The organism is Streptomyces sp. Isolate_45, assembly GCF_024721315.2.
Taxonomy (GTDB): Bacteria; Actinomycetota; Actinomycetes; order Streptomycetales; family Streptomycetaceae; genus Streptomyces.
The window spans coordinates 1-15,573 of sequence record NZ_JANFAK020000058.1 but is presented as its reverse complement, the minus strand read 5'-3'; the positions used below and the strand labels follow the sequence as shown (position 1 = coordinate 15,573).

Annotated in this window: 11 protein-coding genes and 1 pseudogene; 10 read left to right on the top strand and 2 right to left on the bottom strand. The window is 71.1% G+C overall.

What is annotated here, in order from left to right:
* Window positions 1-129 precede the first annotated feature (129 nt).
* The 8 genes from NOD94_RS19905 (at window position 130) to NOD94_RS19870 (ending at window position 9,993) form a co-directional block, all read left to right on the top strand.
* Window positions 130-1,644 (top strand): gamma-aminobutyraldehyde dehydrogenase, encoded by a 1,515-nt coding sequence (locus NOD94_RS19905; RefSeq protein WP_281207366.1) that lies wholly within the window; start codon window positions 130-132, stop codon window positions 1,642-1,644.
* 49 nt (window positions 1,645-1,693) lie between these two features.
* A complete protein-coding gene (locus NOD94_RS19900) occupies window positions 1,694-2,944 on the top strand; it encodes a spermidine/putrescine ABC transporter substrate-binding protein (RefSeq protein WP_281207338.1) in 1,251 nt (416 codons plus the stop codon).
* An 83-nt stretch (window positions 2,945-3,027) separates the two neighbouring features.
* Window positions 3,028-4,197: an ABC transporter ATP-binding protein gene (locus NOD94_RS19895; RefSeq protein ID WP_281207337.1), complete on the top strand. Its 1,170-nt coding sequence runs from the start codon at window positions 3,028-3,030 to the stop codon at window positions 4,195-4,197.
* Window positions 4,194-5,129, top strand: coding sequence for an ABC transporter permease (locus NOD94_RS19890; protein ID WP_281207336.1), 936 nt, complete (start codon window positions 4,194-4,196; stop codon window positions 5,127-5,129). Before NOD94_RS19895 ends, NOD94_RS19890 begins: the two co-directional genes overlap by 4 nt.
* Window positions 5,129-5,935, top strand: a complete 807-nt coding sequence (locus NOD94_RS19885) for an ABC transporter permease (RefSeq protein ID WP_281207335.1) — start codon at window positions 5,129-5,131, stop codon at window positions 5,933-5,935. The genes NOD94_RS19890 and NOD94_RS19885 overlap by 1 nt, the downstream gene beginning before the upstream one ends.
* 23 nt (window positions 5,936-5,958) lie before the next feature.
* Entirely contained in the window at window positions 5,959-7,377 is a 1,419-nt protein-coding gene (locus NOD94_RS19880) for an FAD-dependent oxidoreductase (protein ID WP_281207334.1), read from the top strand.
* A 248-nt stretch (window positions 7,378-7,625) separates the two neighbouring features.
* On the top strand, window positions 7,626-8,114 hold the full coding sequence (locus tag NOD94_RS19875) for a hypothetical protein (protein ID WP_281207333.1): 489 nt from the start codon (window positions 7,626-7,628) through the stop codon (window positions 8,112-8,114).
* Between the two features lie 70 nt (window positions 8,115-8,184).
* The gene (locus tag NOD94_RS19870) at window positions 8,185-9,993 is read left to right on the top strand and encodes a glycoside hydrolase family 18 protein (protein ID WP_281207332.1); all 1,809 of its coding nucleotides are present in this window, start codon (window positions 8,185-8,187) and stop codon (window positions 9,991-9,993) included.
* Here the strand turns inward: NOD94_RS19870 and NOD94_RS19865 are convergent.
* Both NOD94_RS19865 and gabT read right to left on the bottom strand, forming a co-directional pair.
* Window positions 9,978-10,571 (bottom strand): phosphatase PAP2 family protein, encoded by a 594-nt coding sequence (locus tag NOD94_RS19865; RefSeq protein ID WP_319193829.1) that lies wholly within the window; start codon window positions 10,569-10,571, stop codon window positions 9,978-9,980. The two genes, NOD94_RS19870 and NOD94_RS19865, sit on opposite strands and share 16 nt — an antisense overlap.
* 364 nt (window positions 10,572-10,935) lie before the next feature.
* On the bottom strand, window positions 10,936-12,270 hold the full coding sequence (gabT, locus tag NOD94_RS19860; protein WP_281207330.1) for a 4-aminobutyrate--2-oxoglutarate transaminase: 1,335 nt from the start codon (window positions 12,268-12,270) through the stop codon (window positions 10,936-10,938).
* A 242-nt stretch (window positions 12,271-12,512) separates the two neighbouring features.
* Between gabT and NOD94_RS19855 the strand changes: the two genes are divergently transcribed.
* Window positions 12,513-14,855, top strand: coding sequence for an ATP/GTP-binding protein (locus NOD94_RS19855; RefSeq protein ID WP_281207329.1), 2,343 nt, complete (start codon window positions 12,513-12,515; stop codon window positions 14,853-14,855).
* A 103-nt stretch (window positions 14,856-14,958) separates the two neighbouring features.
* A pseudogene (locus NOD94_RS19850) lies at window positions 14,959-15,534 on the top strand (PucR family transcriptional regulator ligand-binding domain-containing protein); the annotation flags it as partial.
* Window positions 15,535-15,573: the final 39 nt, after the last annotated feature.

The following is a 15,573-nucleotide window of genomic DNA, read 5'->3' as shown; positions in this document are numbered from 1 at the left end:
CTCGACACATGGTCGACCGATTCCGTCGCGTAATCAAAAGGCAACAACGGAATCCCTTGGCGGAGGGGAACACCTCTGCCAGGATCGGCACTCAATTCGAGCTGTAGCTACGGAGAGCGTGAGAGCGTGATGGGTAACCGCTTCCAGGTTAAGGACCGCTTCGCAGACGGCGCGCAGTACATCGACGGGCAGCTCAGGTCCGGTACCTCGGGCCGTTCGCACACCGTCGTCGACCCCGCCACCGGTGAGGACGTCCTCACCTACGAACTGGCCGGCACGGCGGACGTCGACGCCGCCGTCGCCGCCGCCAAGCGCGCCTTCCCCGTGTGGTCGGGCGCCACCCCGGGGGAGCGCTCGGACGCCCTGCACCGGCTGGCCGCCGTGCTGGCCGCGCAGGCGGAGGACTTCGCCCACGCGGAGTCACTGCAGTGCGGCAAGCCGCTCAAGCTGTCCACGGAGTTCGACGTACCGGGGACCATCGACAACACCGCCTTCTTCGCGGGCGCCGCCCGCCACCTCCAGGGCCAGGCGGCCGCCGAGTACTCGGGCGACCACACCTCGTACGTACGCCGCGAGGCCATCGGCGTCATCGGCTCCATCGCACCCTGGAACTATCCGCTCCAGATGGCCGCCTGGAAGATCCTCCCGGCCATCGCCGCGGGCAACACCATCGTCCTGAAGCCCGCCGAGCTGACCCCGCTGACCTCCCTGATGTTCGCGCAGGCGGCGAAGGAGGCGGGCCTGCCCGACGGTGTGATCAACATCGTCACCGGGGCCGGACGGGACGCGGGCGAGCACCTGGTCGGCCACCCCGACGTGGTCATGACCTCCTTCACCGGATCCACCGGCGTCGGCAAGCGGGTCGCGGAGATCGCCACCGCCACCGTCAAGCGGCTCCACCTGGAGCTCGGCGGCAAGGCGCCGTTCCTCGTCTTCGACGACGCCGACCTGGAGGCCGCGGCCCACGGAGCGGTCGCCGCCTCGCTCATCAACACCGGCCAGGACTGCACCGCGGCCACCCGCGCCTATGTCCAGCGCCCGCTGCACGACGCCTTCGTCGCCCGGGTCGCCGAGCTGATGGAGACCGTCCGCCTGGGCGACCCCTTCGCGCCCGGCACCGACCTCGGCCCGCTGGTCTCGCACGCCCAGCGCGACCGGGTCGCCGCCTTCGTGGAGCGGGCCCGCGCGTACGCCACCGTCGTCACCGGCGGCGAGATCCCGGTCGGTGCACTCGCCGACGGCGCGTACTACCGGCCGACGCTGATCACCGGCGCCGCGCAGGACAGCGAGGTCGTCCAGTCCGAGATCTTCGGCCCGGTCCTGGTCGTGCTGCCGTTCGACACCGACGACGAGGGCCTCGACCTGGCCAACGACACCCCGTACGGGCTCGCCGCGTCCGCCTGGACCCGCGACCTGTACCGGGCGAACCGGGCCACCCGCGAGATGAAAGCGGGCTGCGTCTGGGTCAACGACCACATCCCGATCATCAGCGAGATGCCGCACGGAGGCTACAAGGCGAGCGGTTTCGGCAAGGACATGAGCTCGTACTCGTTCGAGGAGTACACGCAGGTCAAGCACGTGATGTATGACAACACCGCGGTCGCCGCGAAGGACTGGCACCGCACGATCTTCGGGGACCGATAGCCGATTACCGCCTGACCAGCGGCACACCCATCCCGAAAGGGCAACGCGCATGGAGCAGTTCGAGCCCGACCGTCTCTCGGCGGCGCAACTCGCCGCGATGCGACGCAGTCTGACCAGCGGGCGCGGCGCCCTGACCCGCCGCTCCCTGCTGCGCGCGTCCGGAGTCGGCGCGCTCACCCTCGGAGGCCTGTCCGCCCTCACCGCCTGCGGGATCCCGCCCGCCAAGCGGGAGGGCGACACGGCCGCGGCCTCCGACGACCGCTCGGCACAGGAGAAGGAGCTCAACTTCTCCAACTGGACCGAGTACATGGACACCAGCGACGACGAGAAGAGCCGTCCGACCCTGGGCGAGTTCACCAAGCGCACCGGAATCAAGGTCAAGTACACCGAGGACATCAACGACAACGTCGAGTTCTTCGGCAAGGTCCGCCCGCAACTGGCCGCGGGTCAGGACACCGGCCGTGACCTCATCGTCGTCACCGACTGGCTCGCCGCCCGCATCATCCGCCTCGGCTGGGCGCAGAAGCTCGACCCGGCGAACCTGCCGCACGCCTACGCCAACCTGATCCCGCAGTTCCGCGGCCCCGACTGGGACCCGGGCCGCTCCTACAGCTACCCGTGGACCGGCATCGACACCGTCATCGCCTACAACTCCAAGGCCACCGACGGCAAGACGGTCGACTCCGTCACGCAGATGCTGGACGACCCCACCCTCAAGGGCCGCGTCGGCTTCCTCACCGAGATGCGCGACAGCGTCGGCATGACCCTCCTCGACCAGGGCAAGGACCCGGCGAAGTTCACCACCGCCGACTTCGACGGGGCGATAGGCCGGCTCCAGAAGGGCGTGGACACCAAGCAGATTCGCCGCTTCACCGGCAACGACTACACCGCCGACCTCGACAAGGGCGACCTCGCCGCCTGCCTCGCCTGGGCGGGCGACGTCATCCAGCTCCAGGCCGGCAACCCGGACATCAAGTACGCCATCCCGGCCCCCGGATACATCACCTCCAGCGACAACCTGTTGGTCCCCGCCAAGGCCCGGCACAAGACCAACGCCGAGAAGCTCATCGACTTCTACTACGAGCCCACGATCGCCGCCCAGCTCGCCGCCTTCATCAGCTACGTCTGCCCGGTCGAAGGCGTCAAGGAAGAGCTCGCGAAGATCGATCCCGCGCTCGCGGACAACCCGCTGATCGTCCCGGACAAGGCGATGGCCGCCAAGGCCCACGCCTTCCGCTCCCTGACGAGCGAGGAAGAGACCGCGTACGAGGAGAAGTTCGCCAAGCTCATCGGCGCCTGACGGATCCGCCTCCCGCACGGTGCACCGCCTCCCGCACCCGTGCCTCCCGCCCCTTCCGACGAGACCACCGAAGGCCCAGGCCCATGACTGACAAGACCGCGAGCGGGGACGTCCGCCTCGCCGGTATCAGCAAGCACTACGGATCCTTCACCGCAGTGCACCCGCTGGACCTCACCATCCCCCAGGGCTCCTTCTTCGCCCTGCTCGGCGCCTCGGGCTGCGGGAAGACCACCACCCTGCGCATGATCGCCGGCCTGGAGGAGCCCTCCACCGGCACGGTCAGCCTCGGCGAACGCGAGGTCACGCACCTGCCGCCGTACAAGCGCCCGGTCAACACGGTCTTCCAGAGCTACGCGCTGTTCCCGCACCTCAACATCTTCGAGAACGTCGCGTTCGGACTGCGCCGCCGGGGCGTCAAGTCCGTCAAGAAGCAGGTCGACGACATGCTGGAGCTCGTCCAGCTCGGCCAGTTCGCGCAGCGCAAGCCCCACCAGCTCTCCGGTGGCCAGCAGCAGCGCGTCGCCGTCGGACGGGCCCTCATCAACCACCCGCAGGTCCTCCTCCTCGACGAGCCGCTCGGAGCCCTCGACCTCAAGCTGCGCCGCCAGATGCAGTTGGAGCTCAAGCGCATCCAGACCGAGGTCGGCATCACCTTCGTCCACGTCACGCACGACCAGGAGGAGGCCATGACCATGGCCGACACGGTCGCCGTGATGAACGGCGGCCGCGTCGAGCAGTTGGGCGCCCCCGCCGAGCTCTACGAGAACCCGCGGACCACCTTCGTCGCCAACTTCCTCGGCACCTCCAACCTCATCGAGGCGGAAGTGCTGGAGGCGGGTTCCGCCGACGTCACCGTCAGCTCGGCAGGCACCCGGCTCAGGCTGCCCGCCGCACGATGTTCGACCACGCCCCGCGCGGGCGGAAAACTCCTGGTCGGCGTGCGCCCGGAGAAGATCTCCCTGGTCCACGCGGACGAGGAGCACACCATCGCCGCGGGCCGCAACACCATCACCGGCCGCATAGCGGACTCCTCCTTCATAGGCGTCTCCACCCAGTACGTCATCGACAGCCCGGTCTGCCCGGAACTGGAGGTGTACGCGCAGAACATCGAACGCGACGCCCGCCTGGTCCCCGGCGCCGAAGTCGTCCTCCACTGGAACCCGGAGCACACCTTCGGACTGGACGCCGCCCAGTCCATGCTCGCGGGGACGATGGGCGACGCGGGCGTCGAGACCGCCGAGGAGAGCGCGTGAGCGCCACCACCGCGCCGACCCAGGCGCCCGCCCCGGTCGCACCGGAACCGCCGGTGCACAAGCCGTCGCTGCGCAAGCGACTGATCCCGTACTGGCTGCTGCTCCCCGGCATCCTGTGGCTGCTCGTCTTCTTCGTGCTGCCGATGGTCTACCAGGCCTCCACCTCCGTGCAGACCGGCTCCCTCGAAGAGGGCTTCGAGGTCACCTGGCACTTCCGGACGTACTGGGACGCCTTCACCGAGTACTACCCGCAGTTCCTGCGCTCCCTGCTGTACGCGGGCACCGCGACGGCGCTGTGCCTGCTGCTCGGATACCCGCTGGCCTACCTGATCGCCTTCAAGGCCGGCCGCTGGCGGGGGCTCCTGCTGGTGCTCGTCATCGCCCCGTTCTTCACCAGCTTCCTGATCCGCACCCTGGCCTGGAAGACGATCCTGGCCGACGGCGGACCCGTGGTCGCCGTCCTCAACGGCATCGGCTTCCTCGACGTCACCAGTTGGCTCGGCATGACCGAGGGGGAGCGGGTCCTCGCCACCCCGCTCGCCGTCGTCTGCGGCCTGACGTACAACTTCCTGCCGTTCATGATCCTGCCGCTGTACACCTCGCTGGAGCGCATCGACACCCGCCTCCACGAGGCCGCCGGCGACCTGTACGCCCGTCCGGCCACGGTGTTCCGCAAGGTGACCTTCCCGCTGTCGATGCCCGGCGTCGTCTCCGGGACCCTGCTGACCTTCATCCCGGCGAGCGGCGACTACGTGAACGCCGAACTGCTCGGCTCCACGGACACCCGGATGATCGGCAACGTCATCCAGTCGCAGTACCTGCGGATCCTCGACTACCCCACGGCGGCCGCGCTGTCCTTCATCCTCATGGCCATCGTGCTGATCATGGTGACCATCTACATCCGCCGAGCGGGAACGGAGGACCTGGTCTGATGAACAAGCCCCTGGCCTGGCTGCGCCGTCATCTCGTCGTCATCGCGGGACTGTGCACGCTCTCCTACCTGATCCTGCCGAACCTCGTCGTCACGCTGTTCTCCTTCAACAACCCCACCGGCCGGTTCAACTACTCCTGGCAGGAGTTCTCGCTCGACGCCTGGAAGGACCCCTGCGGGGTCGCCGACCTGTGCGGCTCCCTGGCACTGTCCCTCCAGATCGCCCTGTGGGCCACCATCGGCGCGACCGTCCTCGGCACCGCCATAGCCTTCGCGCTCGTGCGCTACCGGTTCCGGGCGCGCGGCGCGGTCAACTCGCTGATCTTCCTGCCGATGGCCATGCCGGAGATCGTGATGGCCGCCTCACTGCTCGCGCTCTTCCTGAACATGGGCATCCGCCTGGGCTTCTGGACCATCCTGATCGCCCACGTCATGTTCTGCCTGAGCTTCGTCGTCGCCGCCGTCAAGGCGCGCGTGCTGTCGATGGATCCGCGCCTGGAGGAAGCCGCCCGAGACCTCTACGCGGGCCCGGTGCAGACGTTCCTGAGGGTCACGCTGCCCATCGCGGCGCCCGGCATCGCGGCGGGAGCGCTGCTCTCCTTCGCGCTCTCGTTCGACGACTTCATCATCACCAACTTCAACTCGGGCAACACCGTCACCTTCCCCATGTTCGTGTGGGGATCGGCCCAGCGCGGCACGCCCGTGCAGATCAACGTCATCGGCACGGCGATGTTCGTCATCGCGGTGCTGGTGGTCCTCGCCGGCCAGATGGTCGGCAACCGCCGCAAGAAGGCGCAACCGAAGTAGACCCCTGTAGGGAGTTGGAAGACATGGCCCCAGTCGCCATGCGTAGTGTCGCGAACTCACTTTCCGAAGCGAAGCCCGTCTCGTACTGGCTCGACGACCCCGGCAAGCCCGCCCCACAGCCCGCCCTCACCTCCGACGAGCGCTGCGACCTGCTCGTCATCGGCGGCGGCTACAGCGGTCTGTGGACCGCGCTGCTCGCCAAGGAGCGCGACCCCGGCCGGGACGTCGTCCTGATCGAGAGCAGGGAGGCGGGCTGGGCCGCCTCCGGGCGCAACGGCGGCTTCTGTGCCGCCTCCCTCACGCACGGCTTCGCCAACGGGCTGGCCCGCTGGCCCAAGGACCTCGCCAAGTTGGAGGAGATGGGCGCCCGCAACCTCGACGCCATCGAGGAGGCCGTCGCCCGCTACGGCATCGACTGCGACTTCGAGCGCACCGGCGAGATCGACGTGGCGACCGAACCGCACCAGGTCGAGGAACTGCGCGAGCTCCACGAGGAGGCCCGCCGCCTCGGCCTCGGCGACGGCTCCGAATGGCTGGAAGGCGACGCCCTGCGGGCCGAGGTCGACTCGCCCACCTTCCTCGCCGGCCTGTGGGACCGCGACGGCGTCGCCATGCTCAACCCGGCGAAGCTGGCCTGGGGCCTCAAGCGGGCCTGCCTGGACCTCGGCGTACGGATCTACGAGAACACCCGCGGCCTGAGGATGGCACCGGCCGGGGCCGGGATGACCGTGGAGACCCCGTACGGGGTGATCCTCGCGCGCCGGGTCGCGCTCGGCACCAACATCTTCCCGTCGCTGGTCAAGCGGATCCGGCCGTTCACGGTCCCGGTGTACGACTACGCGCTGATGACCGAGCCCCTGACGGAGGAGCAGCTCGCCGCCATCGGCTGGCGCAACCGGCAGGGGCTGGGTGACAGCGCCAACCAGTTCCACTACTTCCGGATCACCCGGGACCACCGGATCCTGTGGGGCGGCTACGACGCGATCTACCCCTACCGGGGCAAGCTGGACTCCGAGTACGACCACCGCCCCGAGACCTACCTCAAGCTCGCGGAGCACTTCTTCACCGCCTTCCCGCAGCTGGAAGGGGTCAGATTCAGCCACGCCTGGGGCGGCGCCATCGACACCTGCTCGCGCTTCTCCGCCTTCTTCGGCACCGCGCACTCCGGGAAGGTCGCCTACGCGGCCGGGTACACCGGCCTGGGGGTGGGCGCCACCCGCTTCGGCGCGGACGTGATGCTCGACCTGCTGGACGGCGTCCCCACCGAACGCACCCGGCTGGAGATGGTGCGCTCCAAGCCGATGCCGTTCCCGCCGGAGCCCTTCGCCTGGACCGGGATCACCCTCACGAAGTGGTCGCTGGCCCGCGCGGACGCCAAGGGCGGGCACCGGAACCTCTGGCTCAGGACGCTGGACCGACTGGGCCTCGGGTTCGACAGCTGATCCGCCGGCGCGCCGATCCGCGGCCCCGCTGATCCGCCGGCGCGCCGATCCGCGGCCGGTCGGAGGCTTCGTCCGGTGCGGCCGGACGATCAACGGATGAGCCCACCGCCGCGCGCCGGGCGCACGCGCGATCGCCGTGTGACCCGCCTCACTACCGCGGAGTAACGCAACCCGCGTCATAATCCGTCCCGGCCCCGCTCTCTCCCGGTGAGAACCCCTCACCGCACGAGACGAACGGAGGCCGGGCGATGACGCTCGCGGGCACCAAGACGGCAGTGGAATGGCTGGTATCGGTGGCGCCGGATCCCGACGCCTGCCGCCGGGAGTGGGAGCGCAACCCCCTCGGGGTCACCCTCCTCCCGGCCGGCCGGGGCTGGGACGTGCTCATCCTCCCGGGGGAACTGGGGCTGGCCGCCCTCGACGTACTGCGCCTGCTGCCCGGCGGACCGGGCCCGGTACTGGCCGACTTCGGGGACTCCCGGGTCGGCTTCCTCGTACCCCCGGGGACGGCCTCGCGCTGGCTCGGCACCGGCGTACGGGGAGCCGGGTGCGGCACCTGGATCGTGGTCCCGTACCCCGGCCGGGCGACGGGCGGGGTCCGCTGGCTGGTGGTCCCGGACGGCAGCGGAACCCTCACCGACCCGGCCGTCCTGGAACTCGCCATGCACGAGGCGGCGGCGACCGCCGCGTCCGCCGGCGCGACCGGTCCGCGGGGGCCGGAGGGGTGGAAGCCTTGACAAGCGCATTGGTCTGGACCATCTTGGGCGCCGCTGACCCCCTCCATCACCCCACGTTCCGGAGGCAGTTGTGCGCAGAACCTGGTCCATCCTTACGGCCGCCGCCCTGGCGGCGGCCGGCTTCCTCGCCGCGGGCCCGCCGGCCGCGGCGGCGGACGCCGATCTCGTACGCAACGGCGGCTTCGAGGCCGGCCTCGACGGTTGGAGCTGCTCCGGCGGAAGCGGAGCCACCGTCACCACCCCCGTCCACAGCGGCGGTTCGGCGCTCAGGGCGACCCCGGCCGGCCAGGACAACGCCCGCTGCTCCCAGACCGTCACCGTCAAGCCCGACTCGACCTACACGCTCGCCGCCTGGGTCCAGGGCGCCTACGTCTACCTCGGGGCGACCGGAACGGGCACCACCGACACCTCGGTCTGGACCCAGAGCGCGGGCGCCTGGAAGCAGCTCACCACCGGCTTCCGCACCGGCCCCTCGACCACCTCGGTCACCGTGTACACCCACGGCTGGTACGGCCGGCCCGCCCACCACACCGACGGCGTCACCCTGATCGGCCCGGACCCCGGCGGCCCGGGCCAACCCCAGCCGCCGGCCGCCCCCACCGGCCTGACCGCGACCGCCGCCTCCGCCGGATCGGTGGCCCTCACCTGGGCCCCGGTCACCGGAGCGACCTCCTACCGGATCCACCGCGCGGGCGCCGACCCGCAGACCGCCGCCGGCACCTCGGCCACGGTCACCGGGCTCGCCCCCGCCACCACGCACACCTTCCAGGTCAGCGCCGTGAACGCGGCGGGCGAATCCCCGCGCAGCGCCCCGGCCTCCGCCACCACGCCCCCCGACGGCGGCGGCCCGGGCGGCCCCGGCCTTCCCGCGCACGCCCTCGTCGGCTACCTCCACGCAAGCTTCGCCAACGGATCGGGCTACGTACGCATGGCCGACGTCCCCGCCTCCTGGGACGTCATCAACCTCGCCTTCGGTGAACCGACCTCCGTCACCTCGGGGGACATCCGCTTCCGGCTCTGCCCGGTCGCCGAGTGCCCGAACGTCGAGTCCCCGGCCGAGTTCAAGGCCGCCATCAAGGCCAAGCAGGCCGCGGGCAAGAAGGTCCTGATCTCGATCGGCGGCCAGAACGGCCAGGTCCAGCTCGCCACCCCTGCCGCCCGCGACGCCTTCGTCACGTCCGTCGGCAAGATCATCGACGAGTACGGCCTCGACGGCCTCGACATCGACTTCGAGGGCCACTCCCTCTCCCTCGCCACCGGCGACACCGACTTCCGCGCCCCCACCACCCCGGTGATCGTCAACCTGATCGCCGCGGTGAAGACCCTCAAGGCCAAGTACGGCCCCGACTTCGTCCTGACCATGGCCCCCGAGACGTTCTTCGTCCAACTCGGCCACCAGTTCTACGGCTCCGGCCCCTGGGGCGGCCAGGACCCGCGCGCCGGCGCCTACCTCCCCGTCATCCACGCCCTGCGCGACGACCTGACCCTCCTCCACGTCCAGGACTACAACTCCGGACCGATCATGGGCCTCGACAACCAGTACCACTCCATGGGCGGCGCCGACTTCCACATCGCCATGAACGACATGCTGCTCACCGGTTTCCCCGTCGCCGGCAACACCGCCCGCGTCTTCCCGCCCCTGCGGCCCGACCAGGTCGCCATCGGCCTCCCGGCGACCACGAACGCGGGCAACGGCCACACCTCCCCGGCGGAGGTGACCAAGGCGCTGGACTGCCTCATGAAGAAGCAGAACTGCGGCGGCTATCAGACCCACGGCACCTGGCCGGCTCTGCGGGGCCTGATGACCTGGTCCATCAACTGGGACCGCTTCGGCGGCTGGGAGTTCAGCCGCAACTTCGACTCCTACTTCGGCGGCTGACCCGGTCGGCCGGCCCCTCGCGGCGGCCGGCCGTACGCCACCGCCCGGTGGACGCACACGAGGAGCGGGGCGCACAGGAGGAGGCTGGCCAGGACGTCCAGGGGCCAGTGGAAACCGCGCAGGATCAGGCCCGTCGCGGTCAGGGCGGTCAGGACGGCCGCGAGGGGCAGGGGCCAGTGGCGGCGTGCGTACGGGGAGACGAGCAGGGCCGCGCCCGCGTAGGCCGTCAGGGCGGTGGCCGTGTGGCCCGAGGGAAAGTAGCCGGCCGCCCAGGGCTCCAGCGGGCCCGGCCGGGCGGTCCACTCCTTGAGGGGGATGACGAGCGCCGGCACCAGGGCCATCGCCACGGCGGCCGCGAGCGGCCCGCGGCGGTCCCCGCGGTACAGGGCGTACGCGATCGCGACGAGGAGGACGGGCAGGGCGACGGGCATGTTGCCGATGTCCGCGAGGGCTTCGGTGACCGCGTCGGGGACCGCGCGGACGAGCGCGCGGCTCAGCGCCCGATCAGGGGTCAGCAGCGGCCCGGTCACCAGGACCTGCCAGGTGATCAGGGCGAAGAGGAGGGGGCAGAGGCCCACGAGGAGGAGAATGGCCGGCCGTCCCGGAACAGGGGGGATGGTTCCGGGACGGCCGCCCGGATCGGGTTGCCGCGCGCCCCGGGGGGTTTGGGGCGGACGGCCGTCCGATCGGTGAGGAGTGTGCGCGAACGCATGCCCAGTACGGCGCTGGGGAAGCCCGGTACTGGTGTCGTCCTCGGTTTCCCGCGAACGGTCTGTCTCACTCATCTGCAGAAACCGTACGCCAACGGAAGGGGGGCCGACAGCGGGAACGCGCTCCCGTCATCGGCCCCGCACAGCTTCTTCACAGTGCCCGACGGTTACCGCCGGTAGGGTCGGGATGTTGCGACCGGACGTTCTAGCCGTTCGATCAGGTGCCCGTGGATCAGATGCCCGCGAACGCGGTCTCCAGGATGTCCAGGCCCTCGTTCAGCAGGTCCTCGCCGATGACGATCGGCGGGAGGAAACGGAGCACGTTGCCGTAGGTGCCGCAGGTGAGGATGAGCAGGCCCTCGGCGTGGCAGGCCTTGGCGAGCGCGCCGGCCGCCTCCGGGTTCGGGGTCTTGGACGCGGGGTCCTTGACCAGCTCGATCGCGATCATGGCGCCGCGGCCGCGGATGTCGCCGATGATGTCGTACTTCTCCTGCATGGCCGTCAGGCGGGACTTCATGATGGACTCGATCTTCTTCGCCGCGGCGTTGAGGTCGAGCTCCTTCATGGTCTCGATCGAGCCGAGCGCGCCCGCGCACGCCACCGGGTTGCCGCCGTAGGTGCCGCCCAGACCGCCGCCGTGGACGGAGTCCATCATCTCGGCGCGGCCCGTCACGGCGGCGAGCGGCAGGCCGCCCGCGATGCCCTTGGCGGTGGTGATCAGGTCGGGGACGATGCCCTCGTCCTCGCACGCGAACCACTGGCCGGTGCGGCAGAAGCCGGACTGGATCTCGTCGGCGACGAAGACGATGCCGTTGTCGTTGGCGAACTTCACGATCGCCGGCAGGAAGCCCTTGGCCGGCTCGATGAAGCCGCCCTCGCCGAGGACCGGCTCGATGATGATCGCGGCGACGTTGTCGGCGCCGATCTGCTTGCTGATCTGGTCGATCGCCTGGGCGGCGGCCTCGGGGCCGCAGTTCTCGGCACCGGTGGGCCAGCGGTAGCCGTAGGCGACCGGGACGCGGTAGACCTCGGGGGCGAACGGACCGAAGCCCTGCTTGTACGGCATGTTCTTCGAGGTCAGCGCCATCGTCAGGTTCGTACGGCCGTGGTAGCCGTGGTCGAAGACGACGACCGCCTGGCGCTTGGTGTGCGAACGGGCGATCTTGACGGCGTTCTCGACGGCCTCGGCGCCGGAGTTGAACAGCGCCGACTTCTTCGCGTGGTCACCCGGGGTCAGCTCGGCGAGGGCCTCGCAGACCTCGACGTAGCCCTCGTACGGCGTGACCATGAAACAGGTGTGCGTGAAGTCCGCGAGCTGCGCGGAGGCGCGGCGCACGACGGCCTCGGCGGACGCGCCGACCGAGGTCACAGCGATGCCGGAACCGAAGTCGATCAGGCGGTTGCCGTCGACGTCCTCGATGATCCCGCCGCCCGCGCGGGCCGTGAACACGGGCAGCACGGAGCCCACGCCGCCGGCCACCGTCGAAAGGCGGCGGGCCTGCAGCTCCTGCGACTTGGGGCCGGGGATCGCGGTGACGATGCGGCGCTCCTGCGGGACAGCGGTCATAGGGGGCTCCTGGGGGGTGTTTTCGGACGCACTTGTGTCTTTGTCCGCAGGTTAGGTCCGGGAGAGGGGGTAAGGCATGCTCCGTTCGGGAGTGGTGCCGGCGTGTCCTTGTCCGCGACGGCCATAGGACGCGACCCGCCGGTGTCTCGTGGATCGTGCCCGGCCACGGGCCGAAGGCCCCGGCCGGGCACTAGATTGAGCGCCGCAGCGCAGCGCACGGCACGGGTAGGGGGCAGGGGTTCATGGACACCGACGGTGCGTACGACGGACAGGCGACCCGGGCGGGGCAGGTGCCCCGGCCGGCTGGGGCGCCGGCTGGGGCACCGCCGATGCCGACGAGGCCGCCGGGGGCCGGTGCGGCTTCGCCCTTGGCCGACTGGCTCCGAACGCCGAGGCCCTTGGCTGAGCCGGGGATCTGGCGGCCGGGTCACCAGCCCCGCCAAAGAGTCCAGGAGGAACCCGCCGCCGACCGCGCGCTGCTGAGCGGAGCGGTCATCTCGTTTCTGGCGTGTGTGCTCATCTGGTCGCTGTTGAGCAATAACTACATCCCCTACACGGACCTGCCCCTCAAGCTCTTCACTCCCCGGGACTGGTGGGAGCTGCGGGGTGCTCCGGTGGACGGGCGTGGTGTCGCCGCGCTGCAGGCGTACATGACGCTGGTGACGGTGTTGTTGGTGGTGTGGTTCAGCCGTCTCGGGTCCTGGCGCCTGGCCTTCGTCCGGTTGGTCGCGGCGCGCGGACGCCGGGCCAGGGTCGTGGGGGCGACTGCGGGGGCCCTGTTTGTGCTGTTGCTCATCTGGACGAGGACGCTGCCGCTGCTCGGTCTCGTCGCGGATCATCTGCCGTACCAGGACATGAGCGCGGGAATGGTCACCCTGGTGGGCAACTTGTCCTACCTCGTGGTCTCAGCGCCGATCATCGTGTATTTCCTCCGGCTTGCCCGCGGGCCCATGCCGCTCGGACCGGATACCGCGCCCCCCGTGGCGGTACCGGCGGACCCTTCTGGTGACCCCGTCGCCTGGCCCGAGGTTCGGGAAGCCGGGTTGGGGGACGTTGCCGATCGGCTTCGGGGGGAGGTCGTCGGTGGGCGGATGAACGACGTCGACTACGTGCGGATCCGGCGGGCCTGGGAGTCCGTGCGGGTCGAGCCCTCGCGGCGGCAGGCGTTCGCGGAGGCCGTGCGGGACAAGGGGGCCGCCGCCTGCGTGCACCCGTCCGGGGCCCGGGACCTGCCGGCGCGGGCCGCTCGGCACGACCTGCTGGCCCGGCAGGTGCTGCTCGGGACCGTCGAGGACGGCGAGCGCAACCCCTACGCCCGACGCGGTACCTCCCTCGCCCTCGACCCCGGTGTGCTCGGCACCTCCCTCCTCGCCGTCGGCCCCTCCGGCAGCGGCAAGACCTCCCGGCTCGTGCGACCGGTCGTCGAGAGCCTCGCCCTGCAGGCGCTGGCCGGGCAGGTCGCCGTCGTCGCCGTCGGCGCGGCCGGGGCGCGGCTCGGGCCGGACGCGGCGTACGACGTCGTCGTCCGCGTCGGGGATCCCGCTTCCCTCTACGACCTCGACCTCTACGGCGGCGCCGTCGACCCCGACGAGGCCGCCACCCTGCTCGCCGAGGCCTTCGTCGGGGACGTCCCCGGCGTCGACGTGCGCCGTTCCGCCACCGCGCTCGCGCAGCTGCTCGGGCCGTTCCACGCCGCCCACGGCCGGTTCCCCGCCGTGCCCGAGCTGCGCGAGCTGCTCGACGGGTTGCCGCCCGCCCTCGCCGCGCTCCGGCGGGCGCTGGAGGACGCCGACGGCGCCGGGCGGCACGCCATGCTCCGCGAGCTCGACGCCCGGACCCGCCAGCACGGGGCCCACGGCGACCCCGGCCCGGCTCTCGCGGACCGGCTCGCCCTCCTCGACCGGCCCGCGTTCGCCGGGTTCTTCGATACCGGCGGCCAGGGCCGGCCGTTCTCGATGCGCGCCCTGGAACACCCGATCCGGGTCCGCGTCGACCTTCCCGAGCGCGGCCACGCCGACGCCTCGCGGATGCTGTCCCGGCTGCTCCTCGCCCAGTTCAACGCGGCCGCCGCGGCCCGTGGCGACCGCTCGCTCTTCGCCTTCCTCGCCCTCGACGACGCCTCGCACACCCTGGCTCCCGAGACCGTGCGCGGCGTGCAGCGGCTGCGGTCCGCGAACGCCGGGGTGCTGCTGACCCTGCGCACCCTGGATGACGTACCGGAGGGCCTGCGCACCCCGCTGCTCGGCGCGGTCGGCTGCCGGATGGCCTTCTCCGGGGTCACCACCTGGGACGGCAAGCGCTTCGCCGAGGCCTGGGGCACCGAGTGGGTCGAGACCCGCGACGTCACGCACCGGACGGTCTTCGCCGACCAGCCGCTGACCCGGGCCATCCACGCCTTCCGCAAGCTCGTCACGGGCAAGGCGGTCACCACGGACGCGGTGACCGTGCGCCAGGTGGAGCGGGAGCGCTGGTCGGCCTCCGACCTCGCGCACGCCGTACCGCCCGGCTGCGCGGTGCTGTCGCTGACCTCCGTACGGGGGGAACGGGCCGCTCCGCTGCTTCTGCGGCTGGCCGGGAAGGGCTGAGCGAACCCGTACGGGGTGGCAGAATCGAGAGAGTCGTTCATACGACACGGCGAAAACCCCGATACCCGTCACCCGTCCTCCCGCGTAAGGCACCTGGTACCCGATGCCGCTCACCCTCGCCTCGCTCGTCCAGCACTCGGCGCTCAAGCTCAGCGTCCGGGCCGGTGAGACCCGCCTCGACACGCCCGTGCGCTGGGCCCACGTCAGTGAGCTGGCCGACCCGGTCCCCTACATGGAGGGTGGCGAGCTGCTGCTGGTCACCGCCATGAAGTTGGACGCGGACGATCCCGAGGAGATGCGCCGCTACGTGCGCCGGCTCGCGGCCGCCGGCGTCGTCGGCATCGGCTTCGCCGTCGGGGTGAACTACGACGCCGTCCCCGACGCGCTCGTCGAGGCCGCCCGGGAGGAGGACCTGCCGCTGCTGGAGGTGCCGAGGCGGACCCCGTTCCTGGCCATCAGCAAGGCCGTCTCCGCCGCCCTCGCCGCCGACCAGTACCGGGCCGTGACCGCCGGCTTCGAGGCGCAGCGCGAACTGACGCGGGCCGCCCTGTCCGCCGACGGGCCCGCCGAGCTGCTGTCGAAGCTCGCCGCGCACGTCCACGGCTGGGCCGCGCTCTACGACACCTCCGGCGCGGTCGTCGCCGCCGCGCCCGACTGGGCCGCGCGCCGCGCCGCCCGGAGATAGGCATAGCGTCGTGTTTGGTAAAAGTGTTTCAAC

Coding starts and splice junctions, on each gene's coding strand:
- NOD94_RS19905 (WP_281207366.1), top strand. CDS start 130: ATGGGTAACCGCTTCCAGGTTAAGGACCGCTTCGCAGACGGCGCGCAG.
- NOD94_RS19900 (WP_281207338.1), top strand. CDS start 1,694: ATGGAGCAGTTCGAGCCCGACCGTCTCTCGGCGGCGCAACTCGCCGCG.
- NOD94_RS19895 (WP_281207337.1), top strand. CDS start 3,028: ATGACTGACAAGACCGCGAGCGGGGACGTCCGCCTCGCCGGTATCAGC.
- NOD94_RS19885 (WP_281207335.1), top strand. CDS start 5,129: ATGAACAAGCCCCTGGCCTGGCTGCGCCGTCATCTCGTCGTCATCGCG.
- NOD94_RS19880 (WP_281207334.1), top strand. CDS start 5,959: ATGGCCCCAGTCGCCATGCGTAGTGTCGCGAACTCACTTTCCGAAGCG.
- NOD94_RS19875 (WP_281207333.1), top strand. CDS start 7,626: ATGACGCTCGCGGGCACCAAGACGGCAGTGGAATGGCTGGTATCGGTG.
- gabT (WP_281207330.1), bottom strand. CDS start 12,270: ATGACCGCTGTCCCGCAGGAGCGCCGCATCGTCACCGCGATCCCCGGC.
- NOD94_RS19855 (WP_281207329.1), top strand. CDS start 12,513: ATGGACACCGACGGTGCGTACGACGGACAGGCGACCCGGGCGGGGCAG.